The organism is Billgrantia montanilacus (assembly GCF_003336675.1).
Classification (GTDB): domain Bacteria; phylum Pseudomonadota; class Gammaproteobacteria; order Pseudomonadales; family Halomonadaceae; genus Halomonas; species Halomonas montanilacus.
The window spans coordinates 48,870-63,641 of record NZ_QPII01000014.1 but is presented as its reverse complement, the minus strand read 5'-3'; the positions used below and the strand labels follow the sequence as shown (position 1 = coordinate 63,641).

The following is a 14,772-nucleotide window of genomic DNA, read 5'->3' as shown; positions in this document are numbered from 1 at the left end:
GTCAGTCGCCACGTGGGGCCAGACGGCCGCGGAAGTCCGCGAACACATCGATAAAGGCCACCAGCAGCACGATCAGAATCATGGGCCAGGTGGTGATCAGCAACAGATAGAAAGCGATCAGCCATAGCCCGTTCATGCCCTTCATACCGATGAAACCATGCACCAGCGCGATACCGGCCACGAGCAGCGGCACCCAGGCCAGCATACTCAACGACGGAATGCCCAGTACCATGCCCACTACGCCCAGCACGACCAGCACGACCAGCTCACGCAGCGTGAGACGCAGGGCATGAAACTCCTCCCGAAAACCGCCGGGATTGTAGAGTCCCGCCTGCCAGGCTCGCGCCAGGGCCAGACAACCAATAGCGGCCACCAGCACCACCAGGCCGGTGATACCACCGATCAGCAAGGTGGCCAGCTCCTGGGTGTCGAAGCCCTGGCGAGCCAGCTCGGTGAGCATACGATCGATCTCGACCGAGCCCTGCCGCAGCTGTTCCAGCAGTTGCTCGGTGCCACCCGGTGGAACGAAGATGCCCAACTGGATCATCATCGCCCCGGCAAGGGTGCCGATGATCAGCGCTTCGCTCCAGCGCATGCGCTCTCGCAGCACCACCGCCATCAGCGTGACCAGCAATACGCTGGCCAGTGGTATGGCGTCCCCCTGGGTCCACCACCACCCTGCCGGGATAGCCGCCGCCACCAGCACGGGCAGTGCCGGAATGAGTCCCTGCCGCAGGGTCGCCAGCGCCACGATGGCGCCACTGAACCAGAACAGCCAGGGAATGATGGCGGCCAAGGCAGCCCCGCCAGCGGCATAGGGCGTGCCGCGCATCAACCAGCGGGCAATCGGTAGCATCGGTTACGTGGCTTACTGGTGGCTATCGGTGTAGGGCAGCAGTGCCAGGTAGCGCGAGCGCTTGATGGCAGTCGCCAGCTGGCGCTGATAGCGGGCCTTGGTGCCAGTGATCCGGCTGGGAACGATCTTGCCGGTCTCGGTAACATAGGCCTTGAGCGTGTCCAGATCCTTGTAATCGATCTGCTTCACACCCTCGGCGGTGAAACGGCAAAACTTGCGACGGCGAAAAAAGCGTGCCATGTAAAGACTCCTTCAGGCGGTGCGGATCAGTTGGCTTCGGCAGTTTCTTCGGTGTCACGCGACCTGTCGTCACGACGAACACGCTTGTCATCTGCCGGTTTCATCATTGGCGAAGCTTCAGTGATGGCTTCCTTGCAGCGCACCACCAGGCTGCGAATGATGGCGTCGTTGAAACGGAAGATGTTCTCGATCTCATCGAGAGTCTCGCCGCTGCACTCGACGTTCATCAGCACGTAGTGAGCCTTGTGGATCTTGTTGATCGGGTAGGCCAGGTGACGACGGCCCCAGTCCTCCAGACGATGCACGGTGCCACCACTTTCGGTGACGATGCTGGAGTAACGCTCGACCATGGACGGCACTTGCTCGCTCTGGTCCGGATGGACCATAAACACGATTTCGTAATGACGCATGGGGTCTCCTTGCGGGTTGGCAGCTTCCGCGTGAGGCCGCTTCGGGCCTTCAGGGGAAGCAAGGAGTGATAGTCAAATGGAAGCGCCCGCTCACACAGGAACGGGCGCATGCATTCTAGAGAGCTGCGGCGCGACTTGCAAGGACCCTGCTGAAGGCAGGCACTCAGGGCTGGGCGCTACGCCGCTGACGTACGGCTTCGAACAGGCCGATCCCCGCTGCCACGGAGACGTTCAGGCTGGAAACGCTGCCGGCCATGGGCAGCTTGACCAGCGTGTCGCAGGCCTCGCGGGTCAGGCGACGCATGCCCTTGCCCTCGGCACCCATGACCAACGCGACCGGGCCGGTGAAATCGGCATCGAACAATCCCGTTTCGGCCTCGCCGGCGGCACCCAGCACCCAGACGCCAAGTTCCTTGAGCCGAGCCAGGGCCCGGGCCAGGTTGGTGACCTGATAGACCGGAACGCTCTCCGCCGCACCGCTGGCGACCTTGCGCACCGTGGCATTGAGGGGGGCCGACTTGTCCTTGGGCACGATCACGCCATGGGCGCCGGCAGCATCGGCGCTGCGCAGGCAGGCGCCGAAGTTGTGCACATCGGTCACCCCGTCCAGCACCAACAGCAGCGGCGGCACCTCCAGCGGCCAGGCTTCCAGCTTGAACCACAGCGAGGCTTCGCTCTCGGCGCTCAGCGGCGGACAGAACGCCACGACTCCCTGATGCGCCGCGCCTTGGGCCAGGCGCTCGAGGTCATCGCGAGGACGAAGCATGACGCGCGCGCCGCCCCGGCGAGCCATATCGACCAGCTCGGCCAGGCGCTGTTCGGCATCGCCCTCCTGCACCCAGAGCTCTCTGGGTGTTTCACCGCGATCAAGCAGCGCGCGCACCGCATGCACGCCGAAGACGGCATCGAGGCCACCCGGCACCCCACCAGGCTGGGGCGACCGCTTGCTCCCGTGGCGTTTCCGGTTATCGGGTCGCACTCCGCCCTCCTGGCGAGAGCCCTGGCGCTTGCCCATCAGCTACGCGCCTTGGGCTTGCGCGGACCGCGGCGACGCTTGCCGCCCTTGCCCTTGCCGCCCTTGGCATCATCCTTGCCGACCTTGGCATCGCCTTTACCAGTGCCGGCGGCCGGCGGTGTGGCGCTATCCGGCTCGCTGCCACCACGCCGCTTGCGCGGCTGACGCTTGGGACGCGGCTTCTCGTCCTCCAGGGCGAAATCGATCTTGCGATCGTCGAGGTCGACACGCGCCACCTGCACGGTGACCCCGTCGCCGAGGCGATAGCTCATGCCGGTGCGCTCGCCCTTCAGGCGGTGCTTTTCGGGCTCGTAATGGTAATAATCCGAGGGCAACGAGGTAACGTGCACCAGGCCTTCCACATAGACCTCATCGAGACGCACGAAGATGCCGAACTGGGTCACCGAGGCGATGGTACCCTCATAGACCTCGCCCAGCTTGTCGGACATGAACTCGCACTTGAGCCAGTCCTCGACGTCGCGGGTGGCGTCATCGGCGCGACGCTCGGTCATGGAGCAGTGCTCCCCCAGCCCGAGCATCTGTTCGAAGGTGTAGGGACACCACTTGCTGGGCGGCTCCACCTTGGCGCCTTCGGCGCGCAGCACCGTGGCGGTCTGACGCGGCCCGCGGATCACCGACCGGATGGCCCGGTGGACCAGCAGATCCGGATAGCGGCGGATCGGCGAAGTGAAATGGGCATAGGCCGGATAGGCCAGGCCGAAGTGGCCTTCGTTGTGCGGCGAGTAGACCGCCCGGCTCATGGAGCGCAGCATCACGGTCTGGATCACGTCGGAATCGGGACGATCCTTGATCACCTCGGCCAGGTCGCGGTAATCCTCGGGGCTCGGGTCGTCACCGCCGCCCAGCGAAAGACCCAGCTCGTTGAGGAACAGGCGCAGCTTGTCCAGGCGCTCCGGCGAGGGCTTCTCGTGGATACGGTACAGCGCCGGAAGATCGTGCTTGTCGAGGAAGCGGGCGGTGGCCACGTTGGCCGCCAGCATGCACTCCTCGATGATCTTGTGGGCATCGTTGCGCGAGCGCGGCACGATCTTCTCGATCTTGCGCTCCTCGTTGAAGAGAATCGCCGTCTCGGTGGTCTCGAAATCGATGGCGCCACGGGCCACGCGGGCCTCGCGCAGCAGCCGATAGAGCGAATGCAGGTTCTGCAGCGAAGGCACCAGGGCGCGGTACTCCTCGCGCAGGGCCTTCCCCTCGCCGCTCTGCTCGTCGAGGATGGCCGCGACCTTGTTGTAGGTCAGCCGCGCATGCGACTGGAAGACCGCCTCGTAGAAGCGATAGCGGCTGATGGCGCCGGACTGGGAGATATTCATCTCGCAGACCAGCGCCAGCCGATCGACGCTGGGATTCAGCGAGCAGAGCCCGTTGGAGAGCAGCTCCGGCAGCATGGGCACGACCTGACCGGGGAAATAGACCGAGTTGCCGCGGGTGATCGCTTCCTCGTCCAGGGCGCTTCCGGGGCGCACATAGTGGGAGACGTCGGCGATGGCCACGAGCAGCTTCCAGCTGCCCGACTTGGTCTTCCAGGCACAGACGGCGTCATCGAAGTCCTTGGCCGACTCGTCGTCGATGGTCACGAAGGGGACGTCGCGCAGGTCGATGCGATGCTGCTTGTCGGCATCCACCACCTCGGCCGACATGCCGGCGATCTGGTCCTGAACCTCCGGCGGGAACTCCGAGGGGATCTCGTAGCTGCGGATGGCGATATCGATCTCCATCCCCGGATCCATGCGCTCGCCGAGCACCTCGACCACCTCGCCCACCGGCTGCACCCGGGTCTCGGGCTGCTGGACGATCTTCGCAGAGATCACCTGACCATCCTTGGCGCCGCCACAGGCGCTATGGGGGATGATCACTTCCTGGGTAATCCGCGGGTTCTCCGGAATCAGCACGCCGAACTCGGCGGTGTTGGCGCGATAGACGCCGACGATGGTCTGCGTATTGCGCGAGAGCACCTCGGAGATCGTCGCCTCGTCGCGCCCGCGCCGGTCGCGACCACTGACCCGTGCCAGCACGGCGTCACCGTGGAAGACACGACGCATCTGTCGCGGCGGCAGTACCAGGTCCGGCTTCTTGCCATCGTCGCGCAGCAGAAAGCCGAAGCCGTCACGGTGGCCAAGCACCTTGCCCTTGACCAGATCCAGCTTGTCGATCAGGGCATAGGCACCGGCACGGTTGCGCAGCACCTGGCCGTCGCGCTCCATGGCCGCCATCCGCCGGCGCACCGCCTCCTGGAGTTCCTCGTCGTCGAGGCCCAGCATGCGGCTCATGGCTTCATGGGTAACCGGCTTGCCATGCTCTTCCATTCTGGCCAGCAGGTATTCGCGACTGGGGGCGGGCTTGTCGTACTTATGGGCCTCGCGGCTGGCGTGCGGGTCGTCGCTGAGCGTCCAGTGAGTCATGCGTAGGGCATCCTTGGCAACGTCGGGGACGGCGTTCTCGAGAGGGCGCAGGCAATGCGCCGCGGGCGTAGGGTGTTGCTATTAGGGTCTATTGTCATGCGCGCAGTATAGCGCCGGCGAGGAAACTACCCAACCATGGCGGGTTACATAACGCCCTGTCATGGCAAATTTATCCCCTATGCCCCCTTCTCGGCCTTGCATTGAGCCCGAAATTGGGTAACATACGCGTCGCCTGCCCAGATGGCGGAATTGGTAGACGCGCTAGCTTCAGGTGCTAGTGTCCGTAAGGACGTGGAGGTTCAAGTCCTCTTCTGGGCACCATCGATACCCTGCCGCACCAGGTCGGGCATCGGGGAGAACTCTCCCCAGGCTCTTTGTCGGTTCAGTCGTTCGTGTTCGCCCAGGTGGCGGAATTGGTAGACGCGCTAGCTTCAGGTGCTAGTGTCCGTATGGACGTGGAGGTTCAAGTCCTCTCCTGGGCACCATTACGATGGCAATGCCCGGCGGCCACGACGATAAACGAACGATGGCAGAGTCGCTAGTTGGAAGGGACGAGTTGGCAGACGGAAAAGCGGTCGTTAGAATGGCAAGATCGCAGCGATTGGCATGATGCGCCCAGGTGGCGGAATTGGTAGACGCGCTAGCTTCAGGTGCTAGTATCCGTAAGGATGTGGAGGTTCAAGTCCTCTCCTGGGCACCACTGCTTTTCACAAGCACGCCGCGTCATGCAGAGTCGATGGGCGGACGTAACACAACAAGTCCGTACCAATAGGAAAAACCGCGAAACGATCGCGGTTTTTTTGTGCCTGCCAATCACCGAAGGCCTATTGAAACCGCCCCGGCAGCCGCGCCACCTCCTCCAATGCCCACCCTTCGGCGACCACCTCCCCTTCCAGCACCTCGGCGACCTCTACAGGCAGGCGTGGGAAGAAGTTCAAGCCGGTGCGTGCCTCCACCTCGTCGATGCTCACCAGGTAGTCGTCCAGCGGCTCGTCGCCGCGCACCCCCTGGGGCATGATGAAGGCCAGCGCCCGCGGCTCCTCTGCCGGCACCACGATGATCTTGTAGAACGCCTCGGGGATTTCCACCAGGCCGACTCGATTGGTCACGTTGTCGAAGAAGCGCTCGGGAAATACCGGGCCGGTGATCACCTGCACCACGCCGAAGCGCGGCACGAAGTGATCGATCACCACCTCTTCCAGCCGCTGCCAGAGGCGGCGGTTGAGGTCCGGCCGCTGCGGCGACATGTTGCTCATCAGGAAAGAGTGCTGCTGCGCCTCGTAACCGTGCACCACCGCAATGGCATAGTTGGGCGCCAGGTGCCCCCGGTCGTAGCCGCTGCCGGAGTAACTGTCCGCCGCAATCGGCCAGAGCGTGCGCCAGTCACGACGGAAGCCGGGCCTGGGACCGGCACGCGGGTCGTCCATCTCATGCAACAGGTAGCTGACCCAGAGCGGGTTGACCCGGATGTCGGACCAGCCGACGAGAAAGCCGTCATTGCGCAGGACACGGTGGAGGGTCAAGGGAGTGAGGCTCTCCCAGGTGGGAACGCCCATCCAGCTCAACTGATCGCGGTACTCCTGTTCCTGGCTATACCAGAGTCCGCTGCCGACCAGCACGAAGAGCAGGGAAATGCCGAACTGCCGGGTCCGGCGACGCCAGCGGGAAAGCGGAGAGCGTCGACGCGTGCTCCTCGAACGTATGGTGGCCATGAAGAAGTGAACCGTATAAGCGCCGTTGCCCGGCGCAAGCCTGCATCAGCGGTGAGGGTGTCGCATGGAAGGTGGCGCGGTAGTTACCAACCCAGCGAAAACATGGTTTCGAGATCGTGCCGGGAATGGACCTGCATGGCATTGAGGGTCTCCGTATCGCGAATGCCTTCGACGGCATTGAGGCGCTCGGTAACCAGCTCCGCCAGACTTTCGAAATCGCGAGTACGGGCAATCGCCACCAGGTCATAGCGGCCGCAGGTCGAATAGACCTCGCTGATACCCTCGACATCGGCGAGACGTTCTGCCACCGCCTTGACCTGGCCCTTGTCTGTGTTGATCAGGATCACGGCATTCTGCATCGGGAACTCCCCCTGGAACTGGAACGTCCTGCGGCAAACGCATTGCCGCGACCTGGCGCGAGTATAGCAGGCAAGCGGTGCCGGCAGAATCGATGCTGGTATCAAGCGACCTGGTGCTCACAGGCAGGGCGGGAGGAAAATCACCGGGTAGCCAACGAACAGCGTGGCGGCTGCCGAGAACAGGTAGATACCCGCTGAAACTCGGGCAAAGTAGTTTTCACGAACGACCGACGTTCTGCGCGCTGCCCACACCCCTGCCCAGCTCAGCCACAGTAGCAGCGCGGTGGTGCCTAGAGTCGCCAAGCCCACAGCGAGGTTGATGCCGGTCCAGATGTCGCGCCCTGGGTCCGGCGGCGCCACCGAGCAGGCCACCGACAGCCCGCTGTAGATTGCCACAAACCAGATGCTCCAGATGGTCAGGCCTCCCACCATCTGGATCGGGTGAGTCAGCCTCAGCAAGTGCTTCATGACGCTCCTCCCAGCATGGTCGGCATGACCCAGATGGCCACGAACAGGGTCCAGTAGACCACCAGGTTGTAGTACCACAAGCGCAGTACCACGACCGGCTCCATGGGCATCTCGGCGCTGACGAAGCCATGGCCGACACGCAGCCCCTGTAACAGACACAGTATGGCGCCCAGCAACGCATGAGCCAGAGCGTAAATCAGTGCCACCAGCAGCGTGGCGTCGTGTGCGCTCTCGGTAGGCGCCAATTCCGCCTGCCAGATCACAATGCCGATCAGCGCCGATTGCAGCGCCCCGAGCATACCGGTCAGGTACATACCACCGCCGAGCCCCGCATCCACGTCCTGGCGCAACCGGCCTACCAGCTTGGCCAGCAGCAGTGTTCCCAGGGTCAGCGCCACCCCGGCCAGCACCAGCAGCGGCATGGAAAGCGGCGACGTCTGCGGCATCTGCCACTCCGGTGCCACCGTCCACAGGTAGAACCAGCCGAACAGCAGTGAGAGATAGAGCGAGCCATTGGCCAGGTGAGAGACCGACATGGTCCATACGCCGGGCCCGTTCATGGTGTGATAGTGCAAGGGGGGCTCGCTGGGCTCCAACGTGGCCTCGGGAGCCATCTTGGGATGCGCGCCGTTCTCCCAGGACCAGCGCAGCAGCAGCACGACGGCCACCAGGGCAGCCACGGCCCCTGCCCAGTAGACGCGCACCAGCAGGCTGATACACACCGCGGCCAGCGCCAGCGAGGCGAACAGCGGCCACCAGGAGTTGCTCGGAAGATGAATGGTCTCACGCAGCTTGCCGGTCAAGGCATCACTGCCCCAGGTCTCCCGGCGACCATGTTCGATATTCGCCAGGCCATGGTTGCCCTCGTAGATCGCGCGTGGGAGTTCGGGGTTCTCCCACATCGGGTGGCGTGTCTCGACATTGGGCAGACTGACGAAGTTGTAGGCCGTGGGCGGCTTGGGCATGGCCCACTCCAGGGTGTCGGCGCCCCAGGGATTCTGAGGCGCCCTCTTGCCGAAGCGGAAATGGAGCGTAATGTCGAGAATCAACAAGGCAACGCCGGCGGACATCATGAATCCGCCCACCGAGGAGATGAGATTGTAGAGGTCCCACCCCATGGCCGTGTCGTAGGTGAAGACGCGCCGTCGCATGCCCAGCAACCCGGTCCAGTGCATGACCAGGAAAGTGATATTGAAGCCAAGGAAGATCAGCCAGAAGCTCCACTTGCCCAGCCGCTCCGACGGCATGCGTCCCGACACCTGGGGCAGCCAATAATAGAGACCGGCCATCAACGGGAACAGCATGCCCCCCACCAGTACGTAGTGCATGTGGGCCACCACGAAGTGGGTATCGTGGACCTGCCAGTTGAACGGCACCAGGGCCAGCATCACCCCGGTCAGCCCGCCCAGCACGAAGATCACCAGGAAGCCGACGATCCACAGCATCGGCAGTGTCATTCTCGGCCTGCCCAGCCACAGCGTGGAGAGCCAGACGAAGATCTGGATGCCAGTGGGAATCGCCACCAGCATGCTTGCCGCCGAGAAGAAGGCCAGAGCCAGCTGCGGAATGCCCAGGGAGAACATGTGATGCACCCACAGGCCGAAGCTGACGAAGCCCATGATGATGATCGCCGCCACTACCCAGCCGTAGCCGACAATGGGGCGACCGGCAAAAACCGGAATCAATGTCGAGACGATGCCCGCACCGGGCAGGAAGATGATATAGACCTCGGGATGACCGAACAGCCAGAACAGGTGCGCCCAGAGTACCGGGTCGCCCCCGCCGGCCACATCGAAGAAGGGCATCCCGGTGGCGCGCTCCAACTCGAGCAGGATGCTGCCAAGAATCAGCGGCGGGAAGCCAACCACGATCATCAGTGCCATAGCCAGGATATACCAGGCAAACAGCGGCATCTTGTGCAGCGCCATGCCCTGGGTGCGGGTACGCAGGATCGACACCACCAGCTCCACCCCGGCGGAGAGCGCCGAAATCTCGACGAAGGTAATCCCCAGCAGCCAGAAGTCCGACCCGGGCCCCGGTGAGTAGTCACCGCTGCTGAGCGGCGTGTACATGAACCAGCCGCTGGCCGGCGCCATCTCCAGGATCATGCTGGACGCGAGGATGATGCCGCCGAACAGATAGCAGAAGTAGCCGAAGGCGGTCAGGCGCGGACAGACCAGGTCCCGGGCCCCGATCATCTTGGGGATCATGTATATCGCCAACCCTTCGAGAATCGGGATGGCGAACAGGAACATCATCACCGTGCCGTGCATGGTGAAGACCTGATTATAGATCTCGGGCGACATGAAATCGTTGTCGGGGAAGGCCAGCTGAGTGCGAATCAGCATGGCCAGTAGGCCACCGATCAGGAAGAAGATCGCCCCGGTCACCATGAAGCGCAGGCCGATGGTGGTATGGTTCACCACGGTCAAGGCCCTGATCCCTTTCGGATTGCCCCAGACCTTCTCCATTCCCTCGTGAAGCCGCTGAACCTCAGGTGTCAGGGTCGCATCCTTGATATCGCTCATGGTTCCATCGTCTCCAGCCAGGCTCCGATGTCCTGCAGTGTCTCGGCATCGAGGTGGTTATGGGGCGGCATCCGGTTGCCAGGCTTGAGCGTCTGGTGGTGCTGCAGCCAGTAGGCGATGGCGTCCTCCTCCATGGGCATCACACCGGCCCCCAGGGTGGGGCGGGAACCGATGTCGGTCAGGTCGGGGCCTTGAATGCCGTGGGCCGCCTCATCGTCGATGAGCGCTTCGGGGAAGCCTGCGACCGTATGACAGGCCGCACAGTGCTCACCAAAGGCGCGAACCGCCGCGTCTTCGTCATCGATCGGCCCAGGCGGCACACGCCGATCAGCCAGCCAGGCATCGAACTCGTTGCGTTCCAGCGCCTCGACATGCAGCAGCATACCGGTGTGCTGGGCGCCGCAGAATTCGGCACACTGGGCACCGAACACGCCAGGGGCGTCGGCTTCGAGTCGTATGGTGCTATAGCGCCCCGGCACCATATCCCGCTTGCCCCCAAGGCGCGGGATCCAGAAGGCGTGGATGACGTCAGCGCTGGTCAGGCGAAAATCGACGGGTTCGCCGGCCGGCATCATCAGCCGATTGGCGGTGACCACATCGGGCTCACCGTTCTCTCCGGGATAGCGCACCTCCCACCACCACTGGTGGCCGACCACCTCGATGCGTTCGGCTTCACGCTCCGGCAGCGGCAAGGGCAGCATGCCGCGTCCCGTCGGCGCGGCAAATACGAGCAGTGCAACAATGCTGACCACAGGTAGCAGGATGCCACCACCCAGGACCAAGCGCAGCATGATGCGCTGCTCCTGTCGCGGCGTTCGCTGCGGCTGCTCCCGGCGGCGGAAGGTGTATAGCCATAGTGCAATAACCGCGAGGGCAACCACCACGCTGACGAACAGCATGGTCCACCAAACCCAGAACTGGTGACTTGCCGCCGGCCCGGCAGGGTCCATGATCGACATCTCACCGGCACAGCCGGCCAGCAGCACCAGCAACGGCAACGGCAACGGCAAGGCGCACCATGAGGGTCGACGGGAACGGTTGACCCGATGTCGCCCAAGGCGTTGAATGCCAGAGAGAGAACTGAAACGATCGCAAAGGACGCGAACATGGCTGACAACCCGAATCGCTCGATCAAGAGCCGAGCCGCCATCGCGGGACATCCCCTGCACCCGGTCATGATCCACTTCCCCATCGCCTGCCTGATGCTGCTCGTTGCCAGCGATGCTGCCTTCCTCTATACCGCAGACCTGTTCTGGGCTCGCGTCAGCCTGTGGCTTGCCGGGGTCGGAGCGTTGGGCGGCTGGATCGCCAGCATTGCCGGTCTGGTCGACCTTGTCACGGTGAAGCGCATACGCCAGATGGTGCTCGGCTGGTGCCACGCCATCCTGGCGGTGATGCTGCTGTCGCTGGCATCGCTCAACTGGCTGTGGCGCTTCAAGGACCCCGTCGACCTGCTGCCCTGGGCCGTTGCGCTGACCTTGCTTACCACGGCACTGATCGCCCTGGCTGGCATCCTCGGCGGCATGCTTGTCTATGACGAGGCGGTGGGCGTCGAAATCGACGACAAGTGACGCAAACAGTGAATGGCGGGTGGAGTGACGCATCGTGACTCTCCTTGTCGCGCTTCAATCGAATGGCTTGCTGAGAACAAGCACCAGCACGGCAAGCATGAGTGATGCCGCCACGACTGCCACCAGCGCGCTTGCCGGGATCATGCCACGCAGCCGCTCCTGTTCCAGACGCACGATCAATCCCCCGCACAGGACGTGACAGAACACCATGCCCGTCACGGCGGCCAGCTTGAGTACCAGCCAGCCTCCGGTGAGCTGCCCGACAATGAACAGCAGCGTTCCGCTCATGATCGCCAGTAGGGCGAATGGCGTTGCGACATGGGTGAAGAGGAAGCGCAGAATGACCGGCGCAGGGACATGGAAGGACGAGGCCCCTCGCGGCTTGACGCTGCCAAGCAGCAGTGCGGGCAGGTAAAGTAGTGAGCCACACCAGCAGAGCAGGGTGGCGATATGCAAGATTTTGATCCACGGCATGACAGCATCCTTGCAGTTGCAGTGCCCTCTTCACCCTACCTAGAGTGGGGGGGAGATTCCACCATCGCCGAATACTCCATGGATAACAGCGAGTCCTTGAGCGCCTGTCCACCGCTGTAGCTGCCAAGGCCGTCGGCTGCCACGACCCGGTGGCAGGGGATAAGCAAAGGGACGGGATTGGCAAGCGCCGCCGCCGATACGGCCCGCGCCGCCCCCTCGTGACCAAGCCGATTTGCCAGCTCGCCATAGGTGCGGGTTTCACCATAGGGAATGCGCAGCAGCGCCGACCAGACATCCCGCTGGAAATCGCTGCCGCCAGGCGCCAGGGAAAGACTGAAGCTGCGCCGGCGGCCGGCCAGATACCCTTCGACCTGCTTGCGGGCTTCTGCCAGCGCCGCATCATCCCGGTGCGCATCCACCGGATCTGGTTCGGCGTCAGCCGCCACGACCAGGCGGATGAGCCCCTGCCGCTCGTCGGCTTCAATCAGAATGTCGCCCATGGGCGAAGCAAATCGGGTAAAGATCGGCATGGCGTCCCCTCCGTCGGTTCAAGATAGTCATCCTGACTGTATGATGATAGCGAACTCGGCGAGCTCGATCCTGTCGGACCCTAAGTGGACGACCATTCGCCCACCCATGGGTCAAGGCAGCGAGATGCCAGCAAACCGGCATAGCATTGCCAGATCCGCTACTTCAGGACCGTGACGAAAAGGAAACCCCATGGCCAATCAGAGCCGTCGTGACTTCATGCGCAACAGCCTGCTCGGCGTCGCCGCCCTGCCTTTGGGGGCCGGAATCCTGTCAAAACAGGCCTTTGCCCAGACACTGCCCCGGCTGGACCCCAATAACGAACAGGCCCAGGCGCTGAACTACGTCGAAGTGGCCGAACAAGCCAGCGATCACCCTGCCTACGAGGAAGGCGAGCGCTGCGACAACTGCATGTTCTTCAACCCGAATACCGAGGGCTGCCAGCTGTTTCCGCAGAACAGTGTCGAGCCCCAGGGCTGGTGCCAATCCTGGGCACCACGGGGCTGAGCAGCCAGCTCGATGTGTAGCGACTCGATGTTTGGACAACACAGGCGCCTGTTCGGACGCCTGTTCTTGTTCGCATCCCCCCACTCCCTGAGCGTTGCCATTGCCATCGCCTTCACCGCGACCTTTCCTTCACTTCGTCTCCTCGTCCGGTATCGGCCACTGAATGCGCCGCCCCAAGGAGTCGTCATCCATGATGGACTCCATCCGCACGGGAAAGCCCCATAGTTGATGCAGATGGCGTAGTACCGGGTAGACGCTGCGCCCCAGCGGGCGACGGCTATCCTGCACATGATGGAGCGTCAACGATCGGTCGCCGCGAATATCGGCAGCATGGACCTGAATATTGGGCTCGCGAACCGAGAGCGCATATTGGGTGGCCAAGGCGTCCCTGACGCGTCGATAGCCGCGCTCATCGTGTATCGCCGTCACTTCCAGCATTTCGTCCTGGTCGTCATCGACAATGGTGAAGAGCTTGAGGTCACGGATCACCTTGGGTGACAAGAACTGCTGGATAAAGGATTCGTCCTTGAAGTTGCGCATGGCGAAATGGACGGCTTCCAGCCAATCCCCCCCCGCCGTATCGGGAAACCACTCGCGGTCCTCCTCGGTGGGGGCTTCGCACATGCGCTTGATGTCACTGAACATGGCAAAGCCCAGCGCATAGGGATTGATGCCACTGTAGAACGGACTGTCGAACGCCGGCTGGTTCACCACCGCTGTGTGGGACTGCAGGAATTCCAGTATCAGGCCTTCATCGACCAGCCCATCATCGTAGAGGCGATGCATCAGGGTGTAGTGCCAGAACGATGCCCAGCCTTCATTCATTACCTGGGTCTGTCGCTGGGGATAGAAGTACTGGGCCAGCTTGCGCACGATGCGCACGATTTCGCGCTGCCAGGGGGCCAAGAGCGGCGCGTTCTTCTCGATGAAATAGAGCAGGTTCTCCTGCGGTTCCGGTGGATAGCGCCCCCCTCCTCGCAGACCCAGAGGGTCCTCGCCGTCGTCGAGTGAGCCGGGCAGGGCCTCCCCCACCGGGCGTTCGGGAATAGTACGCCAGAGCATATTGACCTGAGCCTGCAGATACTCCTCGCGTTCGGTCTGGCGCCTGGCTTCCTCTTCGGCGGAGATCGGTGAAGGGCGCTTGTAGCGATCGACGCCATAGTTCTGCAGCGCATGGCAGGCATCCAGCAACTGCTCCACAGCAGTGACGCCGTGACGCTGTTCGCAATCGGCCACGTACTTCCGGGCGAACACCAGGTAATCAACGATCGAACTGGCATCGGTCCAGGTCCGGAACAGGTAGTTACCCTTGAAGAAGGAGTTGTGGCCGTAGCAGGCGTGGGCCATGACCAGCACCTGCATCATCAGGGTGTTCTCCTCCATCAGATAGGCGATGCAAGGGTCGGAGTTGATCACCAGTTCATAGGCCAGCCCCATCTGACCGCGCCGATAGGCCTGCTCCACCGCCAGGAACTGCTTGCCGAACGACCAGTGATGATAGCCCACCGGCATACCCACGCTGGCATAGGCATCCATCATCTGTTCCGTGGTGATGATCTCGATCTGATTGGGGTAGGTGTCCAGCCGATACTCATCGGCCAGACACGCCAGCTCCCGCTCATAGGCTTCCAATACCTCGAAATTCCAGTCGGAACCGGTAGCAATAGGCTTGCGTCGGGTCATG

General features: G+C 63.0%; 15 protein-coding genes and 3 tRNA genes. 5 read left to right on the top strand and 13 right to left on the bottom strand.

The genetic code is table 11. The annotated features are described in order from the left end of the window. Position 1: 1 nt before the first annotated feature. The 5 genes from DU505_RS16430 to rnr all read right to left on the bottom strand — a co-directional run bounded on the left by DU505_RS16430 (position 2) and on the right by rnr (position 4,941). Entirely contained in the window at positions 2-856 is an 855-nt protein-coding gene (locus tag DU505_RS16430) for a YybS family protein (protein WP_114480062.1), read from the bottom strand. A 12-nt stretch (positions 857-868) separates the two neighbouring features. Next, entirely contained in the window at positions 869-1,096 is a 228-nt protein-coding gene (gene rpsR / locus DU505_RS16425; protein ID WP_027967732.1) for a 30S ribosomal protein S18, read from the bottom strand. Between the two features lie 26 nt (positions 1,097-1,122). Beyond that, positions 1,123-1,506, bottom strand: coding sequence for a 30S ribosomal protein S6 (rpsF, locus tag DU505_RS16420; protein ID WP_043512854.1), 384 nt, complete (start codon positions 1,504-1,506; stop codon positions 1,123-1,125). Between the two features lie 163 nt (positions 1,507-1,669). Further along, a complete protein-coding gene (rlmB, locus tag DU505_RS16415) occupies positions 1,670-2,521 on the bottom strand; it encodes a 23S rRNA (guanosine(2251)-2'-O)-methyltransferase RlmB (RefSeq protein ID WP_114480061.1) in 852 nt (283 codons plus the stop codon). Then, positions 2,521-4,941: a ribonuclease R gene (gene rnr, locus DU505_RS16410; protein ID WP_114480060.1), complete on the bottom strand. Its 2,421-nt coding sequence runs from the start codon at positions 4,939-4,941 to the stop codon at positions 2,521-2,523. The genes rlmB and rnr overlap by 1 nt, the downstream gene beginning before the upstream one ends. Before the next feature lie 234 nt (positions 4,942-5,175). On the opposite strand from rnr, the gene DU505_RS16405 reads away from it, so the two are divergent. The 3 genes from DU505_RS16405 to DU505_RS16395 all read left to right on the top strand — a co-directional run bounded on the left by DU505_RS16405 (position 5,176) and on the right by DU505_RS16395 (position 5,641). Beyond that, positions 5,176-5,262: transfer RNA gene (locus tag DU505_RS16405), tRNA-Leu, on the top strand. 77 nt (positions 5,263-5,339) lie between these two features. Continuing rightward, a tRNA-Leu gene (locus DU505_RS16400) sits at positions 5,340-5,426 on the top strand. Between the two features lie 128 nt (positions 5,427-5,554). Next, positions 5,555-5,641 (top strand) — tRNA-Leu (locus DU505_RS16395). Positions 5,642-5,765: 124 nt separating this feature from the next. Here the strand turns inward: DU505_RS16395 and DU505_RS16390 are convergent. The 5 genes from DU505_RS16390 to coxB form a co-directional block, all read right to left on the bottom strand. Continuing rightward, a complete protein-coding gene (locus tag DU505_RS16390; protein WP_114480059.1) occupies positions 5,766-6,653 on the bottom strand; it encodes a DNA/RNA non-specific endonuclease in 888 nt (295 codons plus the stop codon). Between the two features lie 83 nt (positions 6,654-6,736). Continuing rightward, positions 6,737-7,012 (bottom strand): Lrp/AsnC family transcriptional regulator, encoded by a 276-nt coding sequence (locus DU505_RS16385; protein ID WP_043510462.1) that lies wholly within the window; start codon positions 7,010-7,012, stop codon positions 6,737-6,739. Between the two features lie 117 nt (positions 7,013-7,129). After that, positions 7,130-7,480 carry a hypothetical protein gene (locus DU505_RS16380; RefSeq protein ID WP_114480058.1) on the bottom strand — a complete coding sequence of 117 codons (351 nt, stop codon included), beginning with the start codon at positions 7,478-7,480 and terminating at the stop codon, positions 7,130-7,132. Further along, positions 7,477-10,008, bottom strand: a complete 2,532-nt coding sequence (gene ctaD / locus DU505_RS16375; RefSeq protein WP_114480057.1) for a cytochrome c oxidase subunit I — start codon at positions 10,006-10,008, stop codon at positions 7,477-7,479. Before ctaD ends, DU505_RS16380 begins: the two co-directional genes overlap by 4 nt. Beyond that, entirely contained in the window at positions 10,005-11,018 is a 1,014-nt protein-coding gene (gene coxB / locus DU505_RS16370) for a cytochrome c oxidase subunit II (protein WP_245948008.1), read from the bottom strand. Before coxB ends, ctaD begins: the two co-directional genes overlap by 4 nt. A gap of 96 nt (positions 11,019-11,114) precedes the next feature. Between coxB and DU505_RS16365 the strand changes: the two genes are divergently transcribed. Then, entirely contained in the window at positions 11,115-11,579 is a 465-nt protein-coding gene (locus tag DU505_RS16365; protein WP_114480056.1) for a DUF2231 domain-containing protein, read from the top strand. 54 nt (positions 11,580-11,633) lie between these two features. Here the strand turns inward: DU505_RS16365 and DU505_RS16360 are convergent, their stop codons facing one another. Together DU505_RS16360 and DU505_RS16355 are read right to left on the bottom strand one after the other, a co-directional pair. After that, the gene (locus tag DU505_RS16360) at positions 11,634-12,053 is read right to left on the bottom strand and encodes a CopD family protein (protein WP_114480055.1); all 420 of its coding nucleotides are present in this window, start codon (positions 12,051-12,053) and stop codon (positions 11,634-11,636) included. Positions 12,054-12,088: 35 nt separating this feature from the next. After that, complete coding sequence (locus tag DU505_RS16355; protein WP_114480054.1) at positions 12,089-12,583, bottom strand: methylated-DNA--[protein]-cysteine S-methyltransferase; 495 nt, start codon at positions 12,581-12,583, stop codon at positions 12,089-12,091. A 190-nt stretch (positions 12,584-12,773) separates the two neighbouring features. Between DU505_RS16355 and DU505_RS16350 the strand changes: the two genes are divergently transcribed. Then, entirely contained in the window at positions 12,774-13,088 is a 315-nt protein-coding gene (locus DU505_RS16350) for a high-potential iron-sulfur protein (RefSeq protein WP_114480053.1), read from the top strand. A 129-nt stretch (positions 13,089-13,217) separates the two neighbouring features. Here DU505_RS16350 and DU505_RS16345 read toward each other — a convergent pair whose 3' ends face one another. Then, positions 13,218-14,771 carry a SpoVR family protein gene (locus tag DU505_RS16345; RefSeq protein ID WP_114480052.1) on the bottom strand — a complete coding sequence of 518 codons (1,554 nt, stop codon included), beginning with the start codon at positions 14,769-14,771 and terminating at the stop codon, positions 13,218-13,220. Position 14,772: the final 1 nt, after the last annotated feature.

Excerpts from the sequence above, each read along its gene's own strand:
- DU505_RS16385 (WP_043510462.1), bottom strand. The coding sequence starts at position 7,012 with ATGCAGAATGCCGTGATCCTGATCAACACAGACAAGGGCCAGGTCAAG.
- DU505_RS16390 (WP_114480059.1), bottom strand. The coding sequence starts at position 6,653 with ATGGCCACCATACGTTCGAGGAGCACGCGTCGACGCTCTCCGCTTTCC.
- rnr (WP_114480060.1), bottom strand. The coding sequence starts at position 4,941 with ATGACTCACTGGACGCTCAGCGACGACCCGCACGCCAGCCGCGAGGCC.
- DU505_RS16380 (WP_114480058.1), bottom strand. The coding sequence starts at position 7,480 with ATGAAGCACTTGCTGAGGCTGACTCACCCGATCCAGATGGTGGGAGGC.
- rpsF (WP_043512854.1), bottom strand. The coding sequence starts at position 1,506 with ATGCGTCATTACGAAATCGTGTTTATGGTCCATCCGGACCAGAGCGAG.
- DU505_RS16355 (WP_114480054.1), bottom strand. The coding sequence starts at position 12,583 with ATGCCGATCTTTACCCGATTTGCTTCGCCCATGGGCGACATTCTGATT.
- ctaD (WP_114480057.1), bottom strand. The coding sequence starts at position 10,008 with ATGAGCGATATCAAGGATGCGACCCTGACACCTGAGGTTCAGCGGCTT.
- DU505_RS16430 (WP_114480062.1), bottom strand. The coding sequence starts at position 856 with ATGCTACCGATTGCCCGCTGGTTGATGCGCGGCACGCCCTATGCCGCT.
- DU505_RS16365 (WP_114480056.1), top strand. The coding sequence starts at position 11,115 with ATGGCTGACAACCCGAATCGCTCGATCAAGAGCCGAGCCGCCATCGCG.
- DU505_RS16345 (WP_114480052.1), bottom strand. The coding sequence starts at position 14,771 with ATGACCCGACGCAAGCCTATTGCTACCGGTTCCGACTGGAATTTCGAG.
- rlmB (WP_114480061.1), bottom strand. The coding sequence starts at position 2,521 with ATGGGCAAGCGCCAGGGCTCTCGCCAGGAGGGCGGAGTGCGACCCGAT.
- DU505_RS16360 (WP_114480055.1), bottom strand. The coding sequence starts at position 12,053 with ATGCCGTGGATCAAAATCTTGCATATCGCCACCCTGCTCTGCTGGTGT.
- rpsR (WP_027967732.1), bottom strand. The coding sequence starts at position 1,096 with ATGGCACGCTTTTTTCGCCGTCGCAAGTTTTGCCGTTTCACCGCCGAG.
- DU505_RS16350 (WP_114480053.1), top strand. The coding sequence starts at position 12,774 with ATGGCCAATCAGAGCCGTCGTGACTTCATGCGCAACAGCCTGCTCGGC.